This window comes from Paenibacillus sediminis, assembly GCF_017873765.1.
Taxonomy (GTDB): domain Bacteria; phylum Bacillota; class Bacilli; order Paenibacillales; family Paenibacillaceae; genus Paenibacillus_AG; species Paenibacillus_AG sediminis.
The window spans coordinates 1-22,984 of the sequence record NZ_JAGGKP010000013.1; the positions used below are offsets into that span (position 1 = coordinate 1).

General features: G+C 43.7%; 20 protein-coding genes and 2 tRNA genes. 13 read left to right on the plus strand and 9 right to left on the minus strand.

All coding sequences use genetic code 11. The features are described 5' to 3' along the window. Positions 1 to 145 precede the first annotated feature (145 nt). A complete protein-coding gene (locus tag J2Z20_RS15665) occupies positions 146 to 733 on the minus strand; it encodes a phosphatidylglycerophosphatase A family protein (protein WP_415640041.1) in 588 nt (195 codons plus the stop codon). A 145-nt stretch (positions 734 to 878) separates the two neighbouring features. Here J2Z20_RS15665 and J2Z20_RS15670 point away from each other — a divergent pair, with 145 nt between their 5' ends. From J2Z20_RS15670 to J2Z20_RS15680, 3 genes are all read left to right on the plus strand, one after another. Then, positions 879 to 1,937 (plus strand): GerMN domain-containing protein, encoded by a 1,059-nt coding sequence (locus J2Z20_RS15670; RefSeq protein WP_209852479.1) that lies wholly within the window; start codon positions 879 to 881, stop codon positions 1,935 to 1,937. Between the two features lie 100 nt (positions 1,938 to 2,037). Further along, entirely contained in the window at positions 2,038 to 2,799 is a 762-nt protein-coding gene (gene rph / locus J2Z20_RS15675; RefSeq protein ID WP_209852482.1) for a ribonuclease PH, read from the plus strand. Next, on the plus strand, positions 2,800 to 3,429 hold the full coding sequence (locus tag J2Z20_RS15680; RefSeq protein ID WP_209852485.1) for an XTP/dITP diphosphatase: 630 nt from the start codon (positions 2,800 to 2,802) through the stop codon (positions 3,427 to 3,429). A 76-nt stretch (positions 3,430 to 3,505) separates the two neighbouring features. Here J2Z20_RS15680 and asnB read toward each other — a convergent pair whose 3' ends face one another. After that, complete coding sequence (asnB, locus tag J2Z20_RS15685; protein WP_209852488.1) at positions 3,506 to 5,350, minus strand: asparagine synthase (glutamine-hydrolyzing); 1,845 nt, start codon at positions 5,348 to 5,350, stop codon at positions 3,506 to 3,508. Between the two features lie 165 nt (positions 5,351 to 5,515). Here asnB and J2Z20_RS15690 point away from each other — a divergent pair, with 165 nt between their 5' ends. The 3 genes from J2Z20_RS15690 (at position 5,516) to J2Z20_RS18175 (ending at position 6,438) form a co-directional block, all read left to right on the plus strand. Further along, a complete protein-coding gene (locus J2Z20_RS15690; protein WP_209852491.1) occupies positions 5,516 to 5,830 on the plus strand; it encodes a hypothetical protein in 315 nt (104 codons plus the stop codon). A gap of 43 nt (positions 5,831 to 5,873) precedes the next feature. Continuing rightward, positions 5,874 to 6,221: a hypothetical protein gene (locus tag J2Z20_RS15695; RefSeq protein WP_209852494.1), complete on the plus strand. Its 348-nt coding sequence runs from the start codon at positions 5,874 to 5,876 to the stop codon at positions 6,219 to 6,221. 88 nt (positions 6,222 to 6,309) lie between these two features. After that, positions 6,310 to 6,438, plus strand: coding sequence for a hypothetical protein (locus tag J2Z20_RS18175; protein WP_280921777.1), 129 nt, complete (start codon positions 6,310 to 6,312; stop codon positions 6,436 to 6,438). Positions 6,439 to 6,498: 60 nt separating this feature from the next. On the opposite strand, the gene nikC is transcribed toward J2Z20_RS18175, so the two are convergent. The 7 genes from nikC to J2Z20_RS15730 all read right to left on the minus strand — a co-directional run bounded on the left by nikC (position 6,499) and on the right by J2Z20_RS15730 (position 12,765). Then, the gene (gene nikC, locus J2Z20_RS15700; protein WP_209852497.1) at positions 6,499 to 7,389 is read right to left on the minus strand and encodes a nickel transporter permease; all 891 of its coding nucleotides are present in this window, start codon (positions 7,387 to 7,389) and stop codon (positions 6,499 to 6,501) included. An 11-nt stretch (positions 7,390 to 7,400) separates the two neighbouring features. Next, the gene (locus J2Z20_RS15705; RefSeq protein ID WP_209852499.1) at positions 7,401 to 8,405 is read right to left on the minus strand and encodes an ABC transporter permease; all 1,005 of its coding nucleotides are present in this window, start codon (positions 8,403 to 8,405) and stop codon (positions 7,401 to 7,403) included. Between the two features lie 42 nt (positions 8,406 to 8,447). After that, entirely contained in the window at positions 8,448 to 10,115 is a 1,668-nt protein-coding gene (locus tag J2Z20_RS15710; RefSeq protein ID WP_209852502.1) for an ABC transporter substrate-binding protein, read from the minus strand. Positions 10,116 to 10,172: 57 nt separating this feature from the next. After that, entirely contained in the window at positions 10,173 to 11,141 is a 969-nt protein-coding gene (locus J2Z20_RS15715; RefSeq protein ID WP_209852505.1) for an ABC transporter ATP-binding protein, read from the minus strand. Next, a complete protein-coding gene (locus tag J2Z20_RS15720) occupies positions 11,138 to 12,127 on the minus strand; it encodes an ABC transporter ATP-binding protein (protein ID WP_209852508.1) in 990 nt (329 codons plus the stop codon). Before J2Z20_RS15720 ends, J2Z20_RS15715 begins: the two co-directional genes overlap by 4 nt. Positions 12,128 to 12,473: 346 nt before the next feature. After that, positions 12,474 to 12,550 (minus strand) — tRNA-Arg (locus J2Z20_RS15725). Between the two features lie 138 nt (positions 12,551 to 12,688). Continuing rightward, positions 12,689 to 12,765: transfer RNA gene (locus J2Z20_RS15730), tRNA-Arg, on the minus strand. A 232-nt stretch (positions 12,766 to 12,997) separates the two neighbouring features. Between J2Z20_RS15730 and J2Z20_RS15735 the strand changes: the two genes are divergently transcribed. The 7 genes from J2Z20_RS15735 (at position 12,998) to lon (ending at position 22,972) form a co-directional block, all read left to right on the plus strand. Beyond that, complete coding sequence (locus tag J2Z20_RS15735) at positions 12,998 to 13,831, plus strand: hypothetical protein (protein ID WP_245252465.1); 834 nt, start codon at positions 12,998 to 13,000, stop codon at positions 13,829 to 13,831. 142 nt (positions 13,832 to 13,973) lie between these two features. Continuing rightward, positions 13,974 to 15,278 carry a trigger factor gene (gene tig / locus J2Z20_RS15740; protein WP_209852513.1) on the plus strand — a complete coding sequence of 435 codons (1,305 nt, stop codon included), beginning with the start codon at positions 13,974 to 13,976 and terminating at the stop codon, positions 15,276 to 15,278. A 245-nt stretch (positions 15,279 to 15,523) separates the two neighbouring features. Next, positions 15,524 to 16,123, plus strand: a complete 600-nt coding sequence (gene clpP, locus J2Z20_RS15745; RefSeq protein WP_209852516.1) for an ATP-dependent Clp endopeptidase proteolytic subunit ClpP — start codon at positions 15,524 to 15,526, stop codon at positions 16,121 to 16,123. 2 nt (positions 16,124 to 16,125) lie between these two features. Beyond that, the gene (gene clpX / locus J2Z20_RS15750) at positions 16,126 to 17,382 is read left to right on the plus strand and encodes an ATP-dependent protease ATP-binding subunit ClpX (RefSeq protein ID WP_209852519.1); all 1,257 of its coding nucleotides are present in this window, start codon (positions 16,126 to 16,128) and stop codon (positions 17,380 to 17,382) included. Positions 17,383 to 17,502: 120 nt separating this feature from the next. Continuing rightward, complete coding sequence (gene ispG / locus J2Z20_RS15755) at positions 17,503 to 18,615, plus strand: flavodoxin-dependent (E)-4-hydroxy-3-methylbut-2-enyl-diphosphate synthase (RefSeq protein WP_209852522.1); 1,113 nt, start codon at positions 17,503 to 17,505, stop codon at positions 18,613 to 18,615. Positions 18,616 to 18,812: 197 nt separating this feature from the next. Beyond that, positions 18,813 to 20,543 carry an ATP-dependent protease LonB gene (gene lonB, locus J2Z20_RS15760; protein ID WP_209852524.1) on the plus strand — a complete coding sequence of 577 codons (1,731 nt, stop codon included), beginning with the start codon at positions 18,813 to 18,815 and terminating at the stop codon, positions 20,541 to 20,543. Positions 20,544 to 20,635: 92 nt separating this feature from the next. After that, positions 20,636 to 22,972, plus strand: a complete 2,337-nt coding sequence (lon, locus tag J2Z20_RS15765; protein WP_209852526.1) for an endopeptidase La — start codon at positions 20,636 to 20,638, stop codon at positions 22,970 to 22,972. Positions 22,973 to 22,984 lie beyond the last annotated feature (12 nt).

A 22,984-nucleotide genomic window follows, 5' to 3' on the forward strand; every position in this document is an offset into this window, starting at 1 on the left:
TGGAACTTAAAAAAGATGACTCCGGCAGCTTACCGAAGTCATCTCATCGCTGCGTAGATAGCAGCATCTCTTTTTATTAAACTGTCTACTTTATAAGGTGCAGTTCAAAGCGTCATGCTTCTTCCTTCTTTGCATTCATATACACTTATTCTTCAACATGGTCAACCGCTGCCCGATGATGAAGCTCCGCTTCTCGCTGCGCCTGTTTGCGATGTGCGATCCGGCTGCTGGCAGCGGCGGCCACTGCTCCCACGATATCATCGAGAAACGTATGAATCGGATCATCGTTCTTATCATTCAGCCTTTTTAATACACCAGGTTTTAATTTGTCGATATATCCATAGTTCGTAAATCCGATGCTCCCGTATACGTTGACAATGGAGAAGGCGAGTATTTCATCTACGCCATAGAGCCCTTCGTCGTTCTCTACCATCTCCTGCAGGGGAGACAGCAACTTTCCTTCCTCTGCAAGAAGGTCTAACTGTATACCCGTGAGTACAGCGTTTTGCACTTCCCTTTTACTAAGTACCATTTCAACATTGTGAATGCACTCCTCCATCTTCAGTTCAGGGAAGTATTGCTTCTGTAAAAACATGACAAGTTCTGCAATTTCCTCAATTTTAACTCCGCGTTTATGTAGCCACTCTTTTGTCGCCTGAGCCACTTTTTCACTGTTTAAACTGTACGGTGTATTTCCTAACTCTTTTGTTTGATCCATGTTATTGCGGTCCATTTTATCCTCACCTCATATTTCTAATGATAAGTACGCTATGAACAACGGATAACTCCAGTTTGTCCAGCTGCCTTAAAAAATAGTTATTTTTTAAAGAAGGGCTCGTATACATAGTAGTACAAACTGCACAAAATTGTAGGGAGGAATGACGAAACTGATGAAAGTTCGGAATAGAATTGCAGGTGGTCTGATCATTATCCCATTACTGCTTTCTGCTTGCAGCCCAGGTTCACAACAATCGAAGCAGATTGATCCGCCCCCGCCTGGAGTTGAGTCTCAAATGATGCAAGAAGCTGGGAATGGAACGGACGCGGATATAAGTATGGACCGGGTAAAAAGAACGACGGTATATTTGAGGAGCGACGAAGGATATTTAGCTCCTATTACTCTGAAACTTCCGCTTGATGAAGACAATCAAATTGCGAAGAAAGCTCTTGAGACGCTTGTCATTGATGGGCCTTACAGCAAATTATTGCCTGAAGGTTTTTCCGGTGTATTTCCGAAAGGAACCGAAGTAAAAGGGATTAGCACGAAGAAGGATGATAAGCTGGCGATTGTCGAATTTAATAAGGCTTTTACCAATTACAAGAAGAGCGATGAGCGCAAAATATTAGAGGCACTCACCTATACTCTAACAAGTTACTCCGACATTGAGAAGGTGCAAATTTGGGTAGATGGACAGAAGTTAAACGAGATGCCTGTGGATGGGACGCCGCTCACAAGACCGCTCACTCGCGCTATGGGTATCAATCTTGAAGTGAAACAAGGGGTTAATTTCACGCAAACGAGTCCAGTAACGGTATATTTCTCAGCAGCAACGTCTGGGGGTATCCAGTATTACGTTCCTGTGACCCGCCTCGTACAATCGGGAAGTGATAAAGTCACTGCGGCGATCGAAGAGCTTATTCATGGACCAGATGATCAGTATAAACTAAATCAAGTCATGACTTCGGGCACCTCACTTGATTTTGTCAAAGAAGAGAATGGAACTGTCACGGTCGCATTAAACGATGATATGTTTGACAAGGGCGATAAAATTCCGGCTGAAATGCTGCAATCCGTTGTTCTAACCGTTACTGAAAATTCCTCTTCACAGAAGGTGCAGATTGAGTTCAATGGACAGACGAATATTGTGGGTACAGATGATGCAAAGTACAGTAAGCCGGTATCAAGACCCGAACTTATTAATGAAATACCACTGTAATGAATATGATTCGAATGCTAAATAAGTGATTTTGTACCAATTCTTTGATAGAATAGGGTTTACAACAATGTCAGCTTTACAAATGTAGGAGGCAAAACAGATGAGATCAAATGGACGCAATGCGGCGGATCAGCTCAGACCTATTAAAATTACGACAAACACGAATAAATATGCGGAAGGTTCTGTATTCATCGAGGTCGGTGATACAAAGGTTATTTGTACAGCAACCGTCGATGAGAAGGTTCCGGCATTTATGAAGGGTCAAGGAAAGGGCTGGGTCACTGCGGAATATTCCATGCTGCCGCGTGCAACGCAAAGCCGCAATCAGCGTGAATCAGCAAGAGGTAAACTAAGCGGACGGACCATGGAAATTCAGCGTCTCATCGGTAGAGCGCTTCGTTCTGTCGTTGATTTACAAGCACTCGGTGAACGTACGATCACGATTGACTGTGACGTAATTCAAGCGGACGGCGGCACGAGAACGACTTCAATCTCCGGTGCATTCGTTGCGATGGCGATCGCGATTAATAAAATTGTGCAGCAGCACAATTTGGCACGTTTTCCAATTAGCGATTTTCTAGCATCAGTGAGTGTAGGTGTAGTAAGTGAGAAACCTATGCTGGATTTGAATTATGATGAAGATTCCAAAGCTAAGGTTGATATGAACGTCGTAATGACCGGAAACGGTAAATTCGTAGAAGTTCAAGGAACAGGCGAAGAGAGCCCATTTTCACGTGAAGAAATGAACGAGCTTCTTAAACTTGCGGAGCAAGGAATTGCGGAAATCATCCAAATACAAAAAGATGCCCTTGGTGAGATTGCGCTGAAAATCTCTTCAGGACAGGCGGGAGCGAGTGTGTAAATGAAACTGGATTCCGTAGTTATTGTTGCGACGAGAAATAAAGGGAAAGTTAAGGAGTTTGCGCATGCGTTAGCACCGCTTGGCAAAGAGGTTCGCAGTATGTACGATTATCAAGGCCTGCCAGAGGTAGTGGAAGATGGTACAACCTTTGCAGAGAATGCCTTGAAAAAAGCAAAAACGGTTGGTGACGCGCTCGGTCTGCCGGTTCTAGCCGATGATTCGGGTCTATGTGTCGATAAGCTAGACGGTGCACCTGGCGTATATTCTGCGAGATATGCCGGGGAAGGTGCATCGGATGCTGATAACAATGCTAAGCTGCTATCAGAGCTTAAACGACTGAGCGAAGGGGAAGATACAGAGCAGCCTTTACTCAGTACAGCGAGTTTCGTCTGTTCGTTAGTTGTATACGATCCGAATACGAAACAAAGTATCGAAGCCTTTGGCTCCGTAGAGGGATGGATTACATCCGAACCTGCAGGCGATGGAGGTTTTGGATATGACCCGCTGTTTTATTTGCCTCAGTTTGAGAAAACGATGGCACAATTAACCCTCGAGGAGAAACAAGCAATCAGCCACCGGGGCGCCGCATTAAGAGAACTCGTAGTCAAATTATCTAATAATAAGCAATAAGTATAAGACGGTTATTCTTGACTAATATTAGCAGAATAACCGTCTTTATATTTAATTTGATGGCCGTTCTAGTTAATTACCGAATGGTGACGTGATAATTTTTCAGCCAAGCATTTACTTGTGACAAATAAGCAAAGAGTTGAGGTCCTGACATCAACTGACCAAACCAAGGCAGATGAGAAGAAGCACCTTCTGATGACGCAATTTCACGAATTTTGGAAGCATCAATGAGCGGAAGCAGCGGGGATGTTGGATCATCTAGAATGTCGAGTAATTGCTGTTTAACCGCTGCAAGATAGGAAGGATTGTGTGTTTTCGGATAGGGGCTCTTTTTGCGATATAAAACGTCTTCTGGAAGTACACCTTCTAATGCTTTACGTAAAATGCCTTTTTCTCGTCCACCAAACGTTTTAATTTCCCATGGAATGTTCCACACATATTGAACAAGCCGATGATCGCAGTATGGAACGCGTACTTCGAGACCAACAGCCATACTCATTCGATCTTTACGGTCCAGTAAAGTGGGCATGAAGCGGGTAATATTAAGATATGACATCACTCTCATTTTCGCTTGCTGCTTCGTTTCTCCATCTAATTTAGGTACCTCTGCTACGGCTTGACTATAACGGTCTCCAATATAATCTAGAGGAGAAATCCATTCTCTTATTTCAGGAGATAACAGGCTAGCTCGCATATCTGGCGCTGTGGACCATGGGAATGTACCAGAATTCAGCAGCTCCTCGCGATGAAACCACGGATATCCGCCAAAAATTTCATCAGCAGCTTCACCCGATATGGCGACAGTCGCCCCTTTTTTGATTTCCTTGCAAAATAAATACAAAGAGCCATCCACATCAGCCATGCCTGGCATGTCTCTGGCCTGGGTCGATGCATATAGTGATTCTACGAGCTCAGGGGTGTCGAATTGAATCCAGTGATGATCGGTGTTCAGTTCCTCTACCATCCGTTTAATCCAAGGTGTATCCGCGTCAGGTTGAAAAGAATGAGTTTTGAAATGTCTGTCGTTGTCTACGTAATCAACTGAATACGTACTCATCTGTCCTTGTCCTGTTCGGTTGTAATAATCGGCGGCAAGCGCAGATAGTGCGCTCGAATCAAGTCCTCCTGACAGCAAGGAGCAGACGGGAACATCGGATATGAGCTGCCGCTCTGCTGTATCTTGCAGTAACTCTCTAAGGCGGGATGCGGTATGCTCTGCATCATCTTCGTGCGGAGCGCTTTCCAAGGACCAGTAAGCGTATGTTTTTAATCCGCTGCGACTGTAAATCATCGCATGACCTGCCCGAAGCTCTTTGATTGACTCATACACACCATGACCAGGAGTTCTCGCTGGACCTACGATGAAAATTTCTGCGAGCCCCTCTGCTCCGACGACAGGCTCTACTTTTGGGTGAGCTAATAGCGCCTTCGGCTCCGAACCGAAAATAAACGTATCCTCTATATGACTATAAAATAACGGTTTGACCCCAAGCCGATCACGAGCAAAAAATACATGCTCTTTCATACTATCCCAAATACCAAATGCAAAAATTCCGTTTAAGCGGTCAAGGCAATCTGGACCCCACTCTACATAAGACTGTAACAGCACTTCTGTATCACAGTGGGTGCGAAAGTGATATCCGCGATGTATGAGCTCGCGTCTTAGTTCTGGCGCATTATATATTTCTCCGTTATACACAATAGAATAGACGGAGTCCTCTTGATAGGTGATCATTGGCTGTGCTCCGTTCTCGGGATCCATGACACTAAGACGACGGTGACCAAAAGCGCACGGACCTGAAATCCATGTTCCCGAAGCGTCTGGCCCTCTATGTCCCAAACTTTCCGTCATCTCGAGCAGCAGTTCAGAATCTTGTGTTAAATCCCGATTCCACTGAATAAAACCGGTTATACCGCACATGACTGTTCATCCTCTCTATATCCTTTGTTGAGCAACTTTTTATTTGATTCGTCAAAGTGATAACAGATATATGCCGAACTAAGGCATAAAATGTCTGTCCTTAAACGAAAACTATAGTCAGAGGAGATTGTACGCACATATGCCGTAGAGAAGGGGGGAGACTAAATGAGTGATGACAAGAGGTTATACTTTGTATCGGTCATTGGCCGCTCTATACTTCAGAACCCCGAAAGTGCAGAATACGAATGGGAAATAGAAGCAACAGATGAACAGGCAGAGGATTTAAGGTATTGGTTAGGTCAGATACAGGAGACAGAAGAAGATGGATTTGCAGATTATGTATTCCCTTGGCCTAACTCGCCTGAACATATTGTAAACGGAAAACTGCAGGATACCGTGAATCAAGTGTATCACCTTATTTATGAGCTGGGTACGTTAAAGACGCGCAGGCAGATTGAGGAGTTAAAAATTTTGGAGTAATGGCCATGTTAAGTCCAAATATATTTGTGAGGAGAGATTGCGATTGTATCAGATTAAAGATGTGAAATTTCGCAGGTTAGCTGAAGTGGATGGAGTTCCTTGTGCTGAAGTTGAAGTGCATCCAGGAAATGAAGGGGATAAGCCGCTTCTTGTTTACATTGCACGCTCTAACCTTGGCCAAGGATACGATTTGATGCGGATCGTACGCAGCGATGCCAATTTAGTAACCGATTGGTATGATAACAACTACCATACTGCTTTTGAAGATGTGACAAGTGAGGCGTTCGAGTCGAGTAATGTAACGACGGCGGATGCAGAAGAGGAATTGTTTAAACAAAATTTATTAGCCTTTGGTGACTTGACCTCTGTGCTCGCGAAAAGACTTGGGTAGACCGTTAGACCGCAGGTTCATAGGTATTTGTTGGCGTTCATATGGCAACCTCATCTCACCCATACTATAAAGGGAGGTGTATTTGTCAATGGCGAACAAGTACAAGAAAAACAAAGGTAACAGCTACTTGCACAACGATGGCTTTGCAGAAGAAGTGCTTAACAAAAATGCGAAACATCCCGGAGAGAAAAATCCGTGGAAAACGGGCAATAAGTGATGATGTAAAACAAACAAGCGGCTGTTTCCGTTAAATATTAGGAAACAGTCGCTTGTCATTTTAGTTCTTCATCCTCGGGTCCAGAATATCCCGAAGTCCGTCCCCGAGCAGATTAAAGGCGAGGACAGTAAACATGATGGACACCCCGGGAAAGATAACTGTCCATGGTGCTGTTTGAATAAACTGACGGGAGTCAGACAGCATCTTACCCCATTCCGGCTCAGGGGGCTGTGCTCCAAGACCTAGAAATCCTAGAGCTGCAGCTTCAATAATTGCGGTAGCAATGCCGAGCGTTCCTTGCACGATAATCGGTGTAATGCTGTTCGGCAAAATGTGGCTAATGAGAATACGGTTGTTCTTCATTCCAATCGCGCGAGCCGCCGTAATGTATTCTTCCGATTTCAGGCTGAGCACTTTAGCTCGTATAAGCCTGCCGTACGTTGGAATGTTAACAATTGCAATCGCATAAAGCGCATTTTGCAGTGACGGACCTAATATGGCAACGATGGCAATAGCTAGCAATATGCTTGGGAAAGCGAGCAAAATATCGAATAGACGTGAAATGATCATATCTATCCATTTGCCATAATAGCCGGCTAAAACGCCAAGAATAGTTCCGAAGATGATCGAACCGATGACCGAGAAGAAACCGACCCACAGCGAGATTCGTGCGCCGTATATGGTTCGGCTGAACAAGTCGCGGCCAAGATCATCTGTGCCGAACCAGTGAGTGCTTGAAGGCGGTTTAAGCCGCTCAAGCAGTGCCTGCTCTTTGTAATCAAATGGAGCAATGAACGGTGCAATAATTGCAATTATCATAAATACAATAATAAGAACGCATCCGATTACAGCATTTTTATTTTTTCGAAAGGCTCTCCACGCATCACGCCAAGGTCCGGGTTGTTCTGCTGGAACTGCTGGTTTACTGACATTCACGGTTACTTGTGCCATGAGCTCACCCCTTACTTGTAATGAATGCGTGGATCAATGAGTGCATAGAGCAAATCCACTATTAAATTAATGAGAACAAATATAAAAGCAATAATCAATATGCCGGATTGAATCACCGGATAATCCCTCGAGCTAATCGCTTCATAAATATAGCGCCCGACTCCAGGCCAAGCAAAGATCGTTTCCGTGAGAACAGCTCCCCCAAGCAGAGAGCCTGTCTGCAGTCCAATTACAGTCAGTACTGGAATAAGTGCGTTCTTTAATGCATGCTTATATACGACCCAAAACTGTGACAGCCCCTTGGCTTTTGCAGTCCGAATAAAATCGGAGTTCATCACTTCCAGCATACTGGAGCGGGTCATACGAGCAATAATCGCCATCGGAATCGTACCCAGTGCGACACTTGGCAGAATGAGATGCTTAATGACGGTCCATAGTTGATCCCATCTTCCTGAAATAATGGCATCGATGACATATAAATTGGTTACGGCCTCGACGGGATCGCGTTGATTCATACGTCCAATGGTAGGAAGCCAGTGCAGCTTAATTGAGAAAATCCATTGTTCCATCAAGCCTAGCCAAAAGATCGGCATCGATACCCCAATGAGCGCAATGATCATACTGACATAATCAAACCAAGAATTTTGCTTCCACGCGCTTACAATGCCTGCATTTACCCCAATAATGATGGCGAATAACATGCTGGCAATCGTCAGCTCTAAAGTTGCCGCTAAATAAGGGACAATTTCCTTAGCAATGGGTACCTTTGTTCGAATGGAAGTACCCAGATCTCCATGCAATAATTTTGATAAATATGCTACATATTGCTGAGGCCAAGGTTTATCTAAGCCAAGCTGTTCGCGTAACGCCTGTTTAGACTGTTCTGTCGCTTTCTGCCCTAGAATCGTTTCGGCAGGGTCGCCGGGAATGGCGTGTATAATTGAAAATACAATAATCGTCATTCCCAGCAGAACCGGTAGTAGAATAATTATTCGTTTCATTAAATATGAGCTCAATAGAGGTTCACCTGCCATAGGTGTAATTTATGTTGCAAACTGCTATTCAAAATAAATGTTAGCGTATGACTCTGAACCTGTTGGGGATGGTACATAACCTTTCAGATTCGCTTTCGCTGCAAGCAGCGGTGTAGTGTGAACGAGCGGAATCCAAGGTGCGTCTTGTTTAATAATTTCTTGTGCTTGTTTATAGAGATCAGAACGTTTATTTTGGTCGTTCTCTTTTTGCGCTTCAATTAAAATTTTGTGAAGATCTTCATTGACGTAGAAGCTGCGGTTGTTGCCTGGAATGGAATCTTTATCGAGCAATGCGTACAGGAAGTTGTCTGGATCCCCGTTATCACCCGTCCAGCCAAGCATATAAATATCATCTTTGTCGCCGACTTTCGTATCATCGAGGTAAGTTGCCCAGTCTGGAGATTCAATTTTTACTTTTACCCCAATTTTCTCGAAATCAGCTTGAATGGCTTCAGCTACTTTTTTGCCGTCTGGCATGTATGGGCGAGATACTGGCATTGCATAGAAAGTTATCTCAAAGCCGTTTGGATATCCTGCTTCAGCGAGCAAAGATTTTGCTTTGTCCAGATCGTATTCATAGTCTTTAACGCTGTCGTTATAACCCCAGAGTGAAGGAGGCATTGGATTCACAGCAGGAGTTGCTTGCCCGCCAAAGAATGCATCGATAATTCCTTGTTTGTTGACTGCATAATTTAACGCCTGTCTTACTTTGACATTGTCAAAAGGTTTTTTCTTCAAGTTAAATCCAAGATACGCTACGTTGAACGGAGGTCTAGTAATTTTTTGGAGCGCGCTGTTGCCTTCGAGTGTTTTCAAATCATCTGGATTTAGATCTTCCATCACATCAATTTCGCCATTTTGCAGCGCGTTGAAACGAGCTGAGTTATCAGGGATCGAACGTACAATAACTTTATTAAGTTTAGGCAATCCTTGCTTCCAGTAGTTAGGGTTTTTCTCCAGTGTAATCGAGTCATTGCGTTTCCACTCTTTGAATACGAATGGACCTGTACCAACAGGTTCATTTTTGAAGTTTTCTTTCTTGTCTTGAATCGCTTTAGGACTGGCGATACCAAAGCATGTCATCGCTATATTTTGCAAAAATGGTGCCTGTGGTTGGTTCAATGTAAATTCTACTGTGTTTGCATCCACAGCTTTCACTTCTTTTATAACTCGTGCACCATCAGGACCGAACATTGAATCATAATAGTCAAAGGAGTCACCTTCAAACTTGTAAGGGCTCTTTGGATCGCTCCAACGATTGAAGTTAAAGACGACAGCATCAGCATTAAAGTCTGTACCATCATGGAATTTAACGCCTTGGCGGAGTTTGAAAGTGTACTTCAAGCCATCAGCCGAAACTTCCCAGCTCTCAGCAAGAGCAGGCTCAACTTCAGTAGTACCTTCCTTATATTCTAAAAGAGAGTCAAATATTTGATGCCCGATTTTGAGCGACTCGCCGTCAGTCACAATAGCAGGATCAAGTGCTGCAGAATCGCCGCCGCGACCAAAAATCAGCGTATCTTGAGCAGTTGTTGCTGGCGGCTCCGTTTTTGTTTCCGTGGTAGTACCTTGATCTCCAGTCTTTGTTTCTGTTGTGCCTGCCGTATTCTGTCCTTTGGACCCTCCGCAGCCTGCTAGAACTAACACAGATGCGAGAGATAACATAACAAGCCCATTTAACCATTTTTTCATCTTTTGTTTTCCTCCCCTTTAAACTTTGTTTATAGTTAGCTCCGCTAAAAAAGAGCGCTAGCTATACAAATGGCAAGCGTTCAGATGACCATCTGACGTTTCTTTCAAAACTGGACGCTCTGTTTTGCAAATATCCATGGCTGCCGGACATCTCGTATGAAAAGCACATCCGATAGGCGCATTAGCGGGACTAGGCACTTCCCCCTTGAGCAGGATCCGTTCACGTTTCGCTTCAGGGTCTGGCTCGGGGACAGCGGACAATAGTGCCTGTGTGTATGGATGCTGCGGCTCAGCGTACAGCTTATCCTTGGTAGCGATCTCCACAATTCTTCCTAAATACATGACGGCGACACGGTCGCTGATATGTTTAACAACGCTTAGGTCATGTGCGATAAATATGTAGGTCAATCCAAATTCGCGTTGTAAATCCTTAAGTAAATTGATGACTTGTGATTGGATGGATACATCAAGTGCAGATACGGGTTCGTCTGCGACGATTAGCTTAGGCTTCAGTGCAAGAGCCCTTGCAATACCGATTCGCTGCCGCTGACCGCCGGAAAATTGGTGCGGATACCGGCTTAAGTGAGCCTTCGTAAGCCCGACGACATCAATTAACTGAGCAATCGTTTTTTGACGCTCGGCTGAACTTTTTACCCCATGAACGATTAAAGGTTCCTCTAAAATGCGCTGAACCGTATGTTTTGGATCGAGAGAAGAATACGGATCTTGAAAGACGATTTGCATTTCTTTACGTCTTTTGCGCATTTCTGCTTGCGACAGTTTGGTAATGTCTTCTCCTTCAAATAAAATTTGACCGCTACTAGGTTCAATTAAACGTAGAAGTGAGCGTCCCGTTGTAGATTTGCCGCAACCGCTTTCACCTACGAGACCGAAGGTTTCCCCTTTCTTGATGGAGAAGGAAATGTCGTCCACGGCTTTAACGTAGCCTTGTGTTCTTCCGAGCAATCCTTTTTGTATCGGATAATATTTCTTTAAATTACGGACCTCAAGCAGTGTTTCTGTCATACCGCATCCTCCTCTGCCGTCTCGTGCAGCCAACATCTACAGCTATGATTTGCTTCTTGCTCTACTAATTGTGGAAGTGCTTCGGCACATTTCGGCATCGCGTAAGGACAGCGAGGTGCAAAACGGCAACCTTTCATCTCGGTCCCGAGAACTGGGACGTTGCCTGGTATAGCATAGAGACGATCGCGTGATTCTTTCATTCTTGGTACAGACTGAATTAATCCTTGAGTGTAAGGGTGCAATGGGTTTTTGAAAATATCGTAAACGGACCCTTCTTCGACAACTTTACCAGCATACATAATGACGACACGGTGGCACATCTCTGCTACGACACCGAGATCGTGCGTAATTAGCATGACGGATGTTCCTTGCTCTTCATTAAGATGGCGTATAAGGTCCAAAATTTGTGCTTGAATAGTTACATCAAGCGCCGTCGTAGGTTCATCGGCGATCAGCAGCTCGGGATTACACGAAATGGCCATCGCAATCATGACTCTTTGCCGCATTCCTCCAGACAACTGGTGAGGATACTCCTGGATAATGGACTCGGGACGAGGAATTCCTACTTTTATTAGCATCTCAATGGCATGAGCTTTTGCTTCTTTTTTAGTGAATCCTCGGTGAAGACGAATCGTCTCCATAATTTGATCGCCAATCGTGAACAGTGGATTTAAAGAGGTCATAGGTTCCTGAAAGATCATAGAAATGGCATTTCCGCGTATTTTACGCATATCTCTTTCATTTAAAGAGACAATATCTTGCCCTTTAAAAGAAATCGAACCATGAACAATTTTACCTGGAGGCTGCGGGATCAGTTTTAGAATGGATAGGGAGGTAACACTCTTACCGCATCCAGACTCACCTACAACACCGAGCACTTCACCCTTGTTAATGTACAGATCAACTCCGTCAACAGCTGGAATTTCACCTCGATCTGTGAAAAAATGCGTGTGTAGCTCCTTTATTTCTAATAGGGGACGGCTCATGTAAACACCTCTTTCGGCGATAATATGAGTGGCTAAGAATAATTAGAATGGTAGTATGTAGCCAGGTAAAGGATGAAATTGAACCTCGGTCAATTTAAAGGTAAGACATGGTGCAGCGTTGGTGCTGATCTGTGCAGTAGATGTGTGAAAAAGAACTAGAAGTGCGGTATGTAAGAACTTAAGAAGTGAAAGGAGTTTATGGCAAATTGTTTAATTACTATAATATGTCTTTTATATTAATATATTACTTTACATTAATGTTTTACTATAGACAAGATGTTTCTTCCAATTTCTATCGTGCAACAAAAAAACCTCGCTAACCGCGAGGCTTTTTATGTACGTTAAATGGCGTCCCGGAAGGGATTCGAACCCCTGACCGTGCGCTTAGAAGGCGCATGCTCTATCCAGCTGAGCTACCGGGACATATTATATATGTATAAAAAGATACATCAATTATTATAACGCCTTGCTTATTATTTTTCAAAGGGTGATGAGAAAAATATAAGTCCGCGTTTTGTGATAAAAAACCCCCGCCTATAGCGAGGTGATATGTATGCTAAATGGCGTCCCGGGAGGGATTCGAACCCCCGACCGTGCGCTTAGAAGGCGCATGCTCTATCCAGCTGAGCTACCGGGACATGAAAAAATCGAAGCAAAAATGATTTTATCACAGCACAAAACACAAATCAACTATTTTTTCTGATTTGGATCGAGCAGATTTTTATCTTTTATGACAGGTATGCTATAATCAACAATTAATTGAGGCAACGGAAGAAAGGAGGTGCCCTCATCAAAGACTCTAATTCTATAGGAGACAACGTAGTCCTTTTTCCAAAGACGCTGGATTATTATCAAATTCAGTTGACACGAATGCTGGAAACGGAACGTTATGGAGAGGCAATATCGCTCCTTGAATTGTTGCTTAAGTTTCAAGGACAAGATGAGCGCCATTATGAAGAGTGGGCAGCACTGCGTGATTGGCTCAAAACGAGTTTTCCGCAGGAAGAAGGACACGCCTCCAATCGTGAAGAAGACGAGGATGACTGGAGTGAGCAAGAGCTTACTCGTCGGCATGTTCAATCAAAGCTCGCTCAAGATGGGGAGTATGCGGATAAACTGCTTCGCGCAGTTATGGAAGAGCCGTTCTCCGATCAAGCGTTGCTTGCTTTGGAACAGCTCGCCTATATTGATCAACCTGAAGTTGATGATGCTCTTATAAAGTGGTTAGATAACAGAAGTGTACATCCGCTTATTCAATTTCGTATTTTGCAAACATTGAAGAGACGGGGAATGAATGGGGTCGTAACCTTCTTTCGTGGTCAGGAGCAAGTTGAAGTTGAAGTTGAGAGTGTCCCTCTTGAGCCGGGTGAGTTCCCGATGGGAATTGTGCGTATTCTTGAGAGGGTTGCAGATCAGACTGAGATTCATGAGCCAGCACTGTTTTATTTTGCGCAGGAAATGTGGATGCAGTTTGTAATGGCTTCTTATGGAACTGCCAACTATCGCTCTATGTTAAGTGAAGAAGATTATATGATTGATATATGGGCAGCGGCTCTGCATCAAACTGTGTCGGAATCTGTAAGCGGAGACATTCAAAGCGAAGAAATTCGCAGTTTGTATGGGATAACTGACTCGCTTCGTTTTCAGTTTGAACATGCATATCGTGCGATGAAAATATTTATTTCTGGAAGTCCAAAAGGGTAAAAAAATAGGAAACGTTTTCCCTGTCCTGATGGCAGGGCTTTACCCTTGCAAAAATGATTGGAAGTTGTATATAATGTAGTGGTTATTCTGAACGATACATGATAATTAGCTATGTGAAATATTTTGGAGGGGAAGGCATAAAATGAAAGCAAGCTGGGAAAAAATAGAGAAGAACCTTGGTGTTCTTGAAGTTGAAGTGGATGCGGATCGTGTATCTGCAGCACTTGATAAGGCTTTTAACAAAGTCATTAAAAATGTAAATGTACCTGGATTCCGTAAAGGTAAAGTTCCACGTGCTATTTTTGAAGCAAAATTTGGTGTAGAAAGTCTGTACCAAGATGCCCTAGACATCTTGTTGCCAGAAGCATACACAGAAGCTGTTGACCAAACAGGCATTTTCCCTGTAGACAGCCCTGAAGTAGATGTTGAACAGTTCGCGAAAGGTGAACCGCTTAAATTCAAAGCAAAAGTTACTGTGAAGCCTGAAGTAAAACTTGGTCAATACAAAGGCCTTGAAGTACCTGCACAAAGCACAGAAGTAACGGAAGAAGAGTTGAACGCAGAGCTTGAACGTCTGCAACAACGTCACGCAGAATTGGTTGTTGTAGATGATGAGCCAGCTAAAAACGGCGACATTGCTGTAATCGATTTTGACGGCTATGTTGACGGCGTCGCTTTTGAAGGTGGTAAAGCTGAGCGTCATTCATTAGAACTTGGTTCTGGAAGCTTCATCCCAGGTTTTGAAGAACAAGTTGTTGGTATGTCAACAGGCGACTCTAAAGATATTGAAGTAACATTCCCTGAAACTTACCATGCTGAAGAACTTGCAGGCAGACAAGCTGTATTCAAAGTGAAGTTGCATGAAATCAAACGCAAACAACTTCCAGCACTTGATGACGAATTTGCAAAAGACGTTAGCGAATTCGATACTTTAGAAGAGTTCAAAGCAGATTTGAAAAAACAACTTGCTGAACGCAAAAAAGAAGAAGCCGAAGCAGTTCGCGAAGGCATTGTCGTGGATAAAGCTTCTGAAAATGCAGAAGTTGAAATTCCAGAAGCAATGATCAAGAGCGAAGTTAAAAACATGATGCGTGATTTCAACAACCGTCTTCGCACGCAAGGTATGAACCTTGAAATGTTCCTCGGATTCTCTGGTCAAACAGAGGCTGATTTGGAAGAACAAATGAAAGATGACGCTGAAAAACGCGTTCGTAACAACCTTGTTCTTGAACAAATTGCTAAAGAAGAGAACATTCAAGTTACTGATGAAGAAGTGGAACAAGAGCTCGAAAAAATGGCTGAACAATACAGACGTTCTAAAGATGAAATCCGCAGCATCCTGGCTGCCAATGGATCTTTGGACAGCCTTCGTGAAGAAACAATGCTTCGCAAAACAGTTGCATTCTTGATTGAAAACAGTAAAGAAGTAGCTGCAGAAAGCAAATAATTCATCACGACATACTAAAATTAACAATTTTGTTGCTCCCAATGCAACTGACAAAGGATAAGGCACGTATATTTATTGCGTGCCTTATTTTTACCTAAATAGAAGGTACATAAATCGCCTTAATATTTCTAACTTCAGGTCATACATTGTAGTAATGCGATCGTCACTTGAAAAATGACATTGACCGTTTAACATGTTAGAATACACTTGTAGCCTTTAGAACTTTATGAAATGAGGTTGGTCACATGAATCTGATACCTTATGTTGTAGAACAAACCAGCAGAGGCGAAAGATCTTACGATATCTATTCGAGATTGCTCAAAGATCGAATTATTTTTCTTAGTAATGCCATTGATGATGAAGTAGCCAATCTCGTTATTGCACAACTATTATTTCTGGCTGCAGAAGATCCGGAGAAGGATATTCATTTATATATCAATTCACCGGGCGGCTCTGTAACAGCAGGGATGGGTATATACGATACGATGCAATATATTAAGCCGGATGTTTCCACTATTTGTGTAGGGATGGCTGCAAGCATGGGATCGCTGCTGTTAACTGCGGGGGCACCTGGTAAACGCTATGCACTGCCTAATAGTGAAGTGATGATTCACCAACCGCTTGGCGGCGTGCAAGGTCAGGCGGCGGACATTAAAATTCATGCAGACTGGATCATTAAAACGAAACAAAAACTCAATCAAATATATGTAGAACGGACTGGACAGCCTCTTGAAAAAATTGAGCGCGATACGGACCGCGACTACTTTATGAGTGCTGAAGAAGCCAAAGAGTATGGTTTAATTGACAAAGTTCTTACAAGGCCCATTAATCTTAAAGGGGTGTAAATATGTTTAAATTTAGCGATGAAAAAGGGCAGCTCAAATGCTCTTTCTGCGGTAAATCTCAAGAACAGGTTCGCAAACTTGTTGCAGGACCTGGTGTTTATATATGTGATGAATGTATCGAATTATGCACGGAAATCGTCGAAGAAGAGCTCGGTCATGAAGAAGAGCTAGATCTCAAAGATATTCCGAAGCCAAAAGAGATTAGAGACATTCTAGATCAATATGTTATTGGTCAAGAACAAGCGAAGAAATCTCTCTCTGTTGCCGTATATAACCACTACAAACGGATTAACAGTCAGAGCAAAATTGAAGATGTAGAGTTGCAAAAGAGTAACATTATGTTGATCGGACCTACCGGTTCCGGTAAAACACTTCTTGCGCAAACGATGGCCAAAATTCTTAACGTGCCATTTGCGATTGCGGATGCTACATCTTTGACTGAAGCTGGTTACGTTGGTGAAGACGTTGAGAACATTTTGCTTAAACTGATTCAAGCGGCGGATTATGATGTCGAAAAAGCAGAACGCGGCATTATTTATATCGATGAAATCGATAAAGTAGCGCGTAAATCTGAGAATCCATCGATCACACGCGATGTGTCTGGTGAAGGTGTTCAACAAGCACTTCTGAAAATTTTAGAAGGTACAGTCGCTTCTGTTCCACCGCAAGGCGGCCGTAAACATCCGCATCAAGAATTCATTCAAATTGATACGACGAACATTTTGTTTATTGTCGGCGGTGCTTTCGACGGCCTTGAGCAAATCATTAAACGTCGTATTGGTAAAAAAGTAATCGGCTTTAACGCAGCAAACGAAGGACAAAAAGAGCTTAAAGCAGGCGAATATTTGTCCATGGCGCTTCCAGAAGATTTGCTGAAATTTGGACTTATCCCAGAGTTTGTAGGTCGTCTTCCAGTCATATCGACTCTAGAACCGCTTGATGAGAAGACGCTTGTACGTATTTTGACGGAGCCAAGAAATGCACTTGTGAAGCAGTACCAAAAACTGCTAGAGCTTGATAATGTGAGCTTGGAATTCGAACCGAAAGCGCTTGAAGCCATCGCTCGCGAAGCCATTAAGCGGAATACGGGTGCTCGCGGACTTCGTGCAATTATTGAAGGAATTATGTTGGAAGTCATGTATGAGGTACCGTCTCGTGATGATATTACGAAATGTGTCATTACGGAGAAGGTCGTTGAAGATAAAATCATTCCTGAACTACAGCCTAAAAAGGGTAAAAAGCAAGAAGAGAGCGCGTAACATCTTACGCGTCCCTTGAAATGAATGGTCAATTCTCCACTCGTTGATGAACGTCTTTCTGTAGAGAAAGAACAGGCAGCAAAGGGTGGAGCTTTGGCTTTATGGGGGAGAAAAGAGACTATGTACCATAGAAAAGATACACGACCTGTTAAAGTAGGTAATTTAACGATTGGCGGAAATAACGAAGTCATTATCCAAAGTATGTGTACGACAAAAACAGCGGATGTAGAAGCGACGGTTGCTGAAATTCTAAGACTCGAAGAAGCAGGCTGTCAAATTGTCCGTGTCACGGTTAACAATGAAGAAGCGGCAGCTGCGATCAAAGAAATTAAGAAACGAATTCACATTCCGCTCGTTGCTGATATTCACTTCAACTATAAGCTTGCGCTTCTAGCTATCGAGAACGGTATTGATAAAGTTCGCATCAATCCAGGCAACATTGGCCGCCGTGAGAAAGTGGAAGAGGTCGTTAAAGCATGTAAAGCACACGGTATTCCGATTCGAATCGGTGTTAATGCAGGTTCGCTCGAAAATCATTTGCTTGAGAAATACGGTTATCCAACACCGGAAGCGATGGTTGAAAGTGCGCTTTATCATATCGGCATATTGGAAGAATTAGATTTCCACGATATTATCGTATCTCTTAAAGCTTCTGATGTACCTATGGCTATTGCTGCTTACACCAAAGCTGCTGAAGTGATTCCTTATCCGCTTCACTTAGGGATTACGGAAGCAGGTACACTGCATTCAGGTACGATCAAAAGCGCTGCAGGGATCGGAGCTTTGCTGTCTATGGGTATCGGCAACACGCTTCGGATCTCGCTCAGTGCAGACCCAGTTGAAGAAGTGAAGGTTGCTAGAGAACTGCTCAAAACTTTCGGTCTGATTACGAATGCGGCGACGCTTGTATCGTGTCCGACATGCGGACGACTTGATATTGACCTGTTCTCCATTGCGAATGAAGTGGAAGACTATATTTCCAAGCTCAAAGTTCCGATTAAAGTATCGGTACTTGGCTGTGCTGTTAACGGTCCTGGTGAAGCGCGCGAAGCCGACATCGGGATTGCGGGTGCTCGTGGTGAAGGTCTCCTGTTCCGTTATGGAGAAATGATCCGTAAAGTGCCTGAGGCTGAAATGGTTGACGAATTGAAGAAAGAAATTGACGAGATTGTTAGAGTTTATGAAGCAACTGGCGAAATTCCAGGACGCAAAAAACATCAAAGTGCTCATTAATATCGTGTATGTTAGAACTGCAAGCAGAAAGCAAAGCTTTCGTCTTGCAGTTTTTTATTTGGAACAGTTCATAAAGGCAAACAAATGTGTTCCTGTTAAAAACTGAAAATATCCGCGTTTATGGTTCTGTGAAAAGGCTATACTACCATGTATTAACGTGAATATTTATTTTCGGTGAAATGGGAGGATGAACACAAATGGAAATCAGCATTGTTATTATGTTGATTAATTTATTTTTTGGCATTGTTATCGGCATGTACTTTTGGAATTTGCTGCGGAGTCAGAAGACGAACCGTACAGCGGTCGACCGTGAATCTCGTAAAGAACTGGAAAAACTAAGGAAACTGCGCTCTATTTCGTTAACGAAGCCGCTTGCGGAGAAGACGCGCCCTTCCTCGTTAGAGGATATCGTAGGTCAAAAGGATGGACTGCGTGCGCTGAAAGCAGCACTATGCAGCAGCAACCCGCAGCATGTTATCATTTACGGTCCTCCAGGAGTGGGGAAAACAGCAGCAGCTAGAGTTGTTCTGGAAGAAGCCAAGAAAAACCCTTCGTCTCCATTTAAAATAGATGCCAAGTTTACAGAAATTGATGCAACAACAGCACGATTTGATGAACGTGGGATTGCCGATCCACTGATCGGCTCAGTGCACGATCCAATATATCAGGGAGCAGGTGCTATGGGGGTAGCAGGTATCCCTCAGCCTAAGCCGGGTGCGGTGACGAAGGCGCATGGGGGACTACTGTTTATCGATGAAATTGGTGAATTGCATTCCATTCAAATGAATAAATTATTAAAAGTGCTGGAGGATCGCAAAGTATTTTTGGAAAGTGCGTACTACAATTCCGAAGACAACAACACTCCCGCCTATATTCATGATATTTTTCAAAATGGGCTCCCGGCAGATTTCCGTTTAGTGGGTGCGACAACGAGATCACCTCAAGAAATACCGGCTGCCATTCGTTCACGCTGTATGGAAATCTTTTTTAGGCCGCTGCTTCCTGATGAAATTGGCAAAATAGCCGAGGATGCTATTCAAAAGATCGGTTTTCATCCATCTGCTGAAGTTGTAGATGTGGTGAAGAAATATGCGACAAATGGCCGTGAAGCCGTCAATATGATTCAACTGGCTGCAGGGCTGGCTCTAACGGAGAAACGAGACATATTAATTGCTGCAGATTTAGAATGGGTCGCAAACAGCAGTCAAATTCAGCCTCGTCCGAATCAGAAAATACCTGATAAGCCTCAAATTGGCGCTGTTAATGGGCTAGCGGTATACGGTCCGAATATGGGAACGTTGCTTGAAATCGAAGTGACAGCCGTGCGGGCAGCAAAGGGACAAGGGAGTTTTAACATTACGGGTGTAGTCGATGAGGAAGAAATAGGCGGAGGATCTCGCACGTTAAGACGGAAAAGTATGGCCAAAGGATCTGTTGAAAATGTGCTGACGGTTCTTAAATATATTGGCTTTGACCCGGCGAGCTATGATTTGCACATCAATTTCCCAGGCGGCACACCTATCGACGGTCCTTCTGCCGGAATTTCAATGGCGACGGCGATTGTATCTGCGATGAAAGGTGTCCCTATAGACAATCACATTGCGATGACTGGCGAAGTAAGCATTCATGGTAAGGTAAAAGCCATTGGGGGCGTATTTGCAAAGGTAGAAGCTGCTATCCAAGCAGGGGTAACAAAGGTTATTATTCCGAAAGAAAATTGGCAAGAAGTATTTACGAGTTTAGAAGGTGTTCAGGTCATACCCGTGGAGTCTATTGAAGAAGTGCTTGGACATGTGTTTGGTGAAGAGATTCAAGAACAAATGGGTCTTCCAGCTTCTGGGGTGGACCCTTTCCCTACCAGAGCAGCTTCGTTCTTCCATGCAGAATCTCAAAGTTCAGGACAAATTTCTGATGCGGGTAGCTGTTAATTTGAGCGGCGCCCGCTCATTGGTGTTTTATGTGAACATTTGATAAAATATGAAATGACTTTTAACTGAGAGCCACTGGAGGTGCGAAAGCGATGGGACCCCATAAATCGAAAGGTCGTCGTTTTCCTTTACTGCCTTTGAGAGGACTCCTTGTTTATCCGAGTATGGTACTTCATCTCGATGTAGGCCGGGAGAAATCCGTCAAAGCATTAGAAAAAGCGATGGTTGAAGATAACTTGATTCTCCTCTGTTCTCAATCGGAAGTGAACATCGAAGAACCGACGCAAGAAGATATTTTTCGTGTAGGTACTGTGGCGAAGGTTAGACAGATGTTAAAGCTTCCAAACGGAACGATTCGCGTTCTTGTCGAAGGCATGGAACGTGCGGAAATCATTCAATATATGGACAATGACGAATTTTATGAAGTGTTGGCTAAGGAGTTACCCGAACAGGAGATAACTGATCCGGAAGTTGACGCGCTCATGCGGACGGTGCTGAATCAATTTGAGCACTATATTAATTTGTCTAAAAAAGTGACGCCAGAGACTCTTGCGGCCGTTTCAGATATTGAAGAACCAGGCAGACTGGCCGATGTCATCACGAGTCACTTGGCGCTTAAAATTAAAGACAAACAGGAAATTCTCGAGACCGTTGATGTCCGTAATCGGCTTGAGAAGCTGTTAGATATTTTAAATAATGAACGTGAAGTTTTAGAATTAGAACGGAAAATTAGTCAGCGTGTGAAAAAGCAAATGGAGAAAACCCAGAAGGAATATTATTTGCGAGAGCAAATGAAGGCTATTCAGAAAGAACTGGGTGAGAAAGAGGGCCGCGCTGGAGAAGTTGAGGAACTAAGAGCTCAACTTGAAAGCCTTACATTGCCTGAGAAGGTTAAAGAGAAGGTTGAGAAGGAAATTGACAGACTGGAGAAAATGCCTGCAAGCTCAGCAGAAGGCGGCGTCATTCGCAACTATGTCGATTGGCTGCTCAGTCTCCCTTGGACAAACAAAACTGAGGATGATCTAGACCTGCATAAAGCAGAGCAAATTTTAGATGAAGATCACTATGGCCTCGAGAAGCCGAAAGAACGTGTGCTCGAATATTTGGCAGTTCAGAAACTCGTCAAGAAGCTTAAAGGTCCGATTCTCTGTCTCGTTGGTCCGCCAGGAGTGGGTAAAACATCATTAGCTCGATCGATTGCCAGATCATTAGGCCGTGAGTTTGTGCGTATTTCCTTGGGTGGCGTAAGGGATGAAGCCGAGATTCGCGGTCACCGCAGAACATATGTGGGGGCAATGCCAGGACGTATCATTCAAGGGCTTAAGACTGCGGGGACACTTAATCCTGTATTTCTGCTTGATGAGATTGATAAGATGGCTTCTGATTTTCGAGGAGACCCAGCTTCCGCGCTGCTCGAAGTACTGGATCCGGCGCAAAACAATACATTTAGTGATCATTTTATAGAGATTCCTTTTGATCTATCCAATGTGATGTTTGTTACAACCGCTAATGCAGTGCACAATATTCCTAGACCGCTTCTTGACCGGATGGAGACGTTGTTTATTCCTGGATATACGGAGCTTGAAAAGCTGCAAATTGCTACCCGTTATCTGCTGCCTAAGCAGAAGAAAGAACATGGACTCCAAGACGAGCAACTACAGATTAGTGAAGATGCGCTGCTTAAGGTCATACGTGAATATACCCGGGAATCCGGAGTACGCAATTTGGAGCAACAGGTTGCTGCTTTATGCCGGAAAGCGGCTAAAAAAATCGTCTCTGAAGGTAAAGAGTCAATACAGATCGAACCTGATGATATTAAAGATTATTTAGGCATTGCTAAATATCGTTACGGCATGGTAGAACAAGAAGATCAAATTGGTGCGGTTACAGGACTTGCTTGGACAGAAGTCGGCGGTGATACACTCATAATTGAAGTCACTGTCGTACCAGGAAGCGGGAAGCTGACGCTTACGGGCAAACTAGGCGACGTTATGAAAGAGTCAGCGCAGGCTGCGTTTAGTTATACTCGTTCTAAAGCAGAGGAACTAGGGATTGCGCCTGATTTTCATGAGAAGAATGATATTCACATTCATATTCCAGAAGGAGCAATACCGAAGGATGGACCTTCTGCAGGTATAACGATTGCGACCGCGCTCATTTCTGCACTTACCAATAGGTATGTGTCTAAGGATGTGGCGATGACAGGAGAAATTACACTTCGCGGACGTGTTCTCCCAATCGGTGGCTTAAAAGAAAAATCGTTAGCAGCACACCGTGCTGGCTACAAAAAAATATTGCTCCCTAAAGATAACGAGTCGGATCTGCGCGAGATTCCAGACAGTGTTAAAAATGACATTGAGTTTGTTCCGGTATCCCATATGGATCAAGTTTTGGAACATGCACTTGTTAAGCATGCGGGAGTTCACTAGAGAGGGATATTC

What these genes read in the sequence shown, in the direction of transcription:
- J2Z20_RS15720 (WP_209852508.1), bottom strand. Translation starts at nt 12,127, where the DNA reads ATGAGCCGTCCCCTATTAGAAATAAAGGAGCTACACACGCATTTTTTC.
- J2Z20_RS18175 (WP_280921777.1), top strand. Translation starts at nt 6,310, where the DNA reads ATGGCGAACAAGTACAAGAAAAACAAAGGTAACAGCTACTTGCACAAC.
- J2Z20_RS15665 (WP_415640041.1), bottom strand. Translation starts at nt 733, where the DNA reads ATGGACCGCAATAACATGGATCAAACAAAAGAGTTAGGAAATACACCG.
- tig (WP_209852513.1), top strand. Translation starts at nt 13,974, where the DNA reads ATGAAAGCAAGCTGGGAAAAAATAGAGAAGAACCTTGGTGTTCTTGAA.
- J2Z20_RS15710 (WP_209852502.1), bottom strand. Translation starts at nt 10,115, where the DNA reads ATGAAAAAATGGTTAAATGGGCTTGTTATGTTATCTCTCGCATCTGTG.
- asnB (WP_209852488.1), bottom strand. Translation starts at nt 5,350, where the DNA reads ATGTGCGGTATAACCGGTTTTATTCAGTGGAATCGGGATTTAACACAA.
- lonB (WP_209852524.1), top strand. Translation starts at nt 18,813, where the DNA reads ATGGAAATCAGCATTGTTATTATGTTGATTAATTTATTTTTTGGCATT.
- nikC (WP_209852497.1), bottom strand. Translation starts at nt 7,389, where the DNA reads ATGGCACAAGTAACCGTGAATGTCAGTAAACCAGCAGTTCCAGCAGAA.
- J2Z20_RS15670 (WP_209852479.1), top strand. Translation starts at nt 879, where the DNA reads ATGACGAAACTGATGAAAGTTCGGAATAGAATTGCAGGTGGTCTGATC.
- clpX (WP_209852519.1), top strand. Translation starts at nt 16,126, where the DNA reads ATGTTTAAATTTAGCGATGAAAAAGGGCAGCTCAAATGCTCTTTCTGC.
- J2Z20_RS15735 (WP_245252465.1), top strand. Translation starts at nt 12,998, where the DNA reads ATGCTGGAAACGGAACGTTATGGAGAGGCAATATCGCTCCTTGAATTG.
- J2Z20_RS15680 (WP_209852485.1), top strand. Translation starts at nt 2,800, where the DNA reads ATGAAACTGGATTCCGTAGTTATTGTTGCGACGAGAAATAAAGGGAAA.
- ispG (WP_209852522.1), top strand. Translation starts at nt 17,503, where the DNA reads ATGTACCATAGAAAAGATACACGACCTGTTAAAGTAGGTAATTTAACG.
- lon (WP_209852526.1), top strand. Translation starts at nt 20,636, where the DNA reads ATGGGACCCCATAAATCGAAAGGTCGTCGTTTTCCTTTACTGCCTTTG.
- rph (WP_209852482.1), top strand. Translation starts at nt 2,038, where the DNA reads ATGAGATCAAATGGACGCAATGCGGCGGATCAGCTCAGACCTATTAAA.
- J2Z20_RS15715 (WP_209852505.1), bottom strand. Translation starts at nt 11,141, where the DNA reads ATGACAGAAACACTGCTTGAGGTCCGTAATTTAAAGAAATATTATCCG.
- clpP (WP_209852516.1), top strand. Translation starts at nt 15,524, where the DNA reads ATGAATCTGATACCTTATGTTGTAGAACAAACCAGCAGAGGCGAAAGA.
- J2Z20_RS15690 (WP_209852491.1), top strand. Translation starts at nt 5,516, where the DNA reads ATGAGTGATGACAAGAGGTTATACTTTGTATCGGTCATTGGCCGCTCT.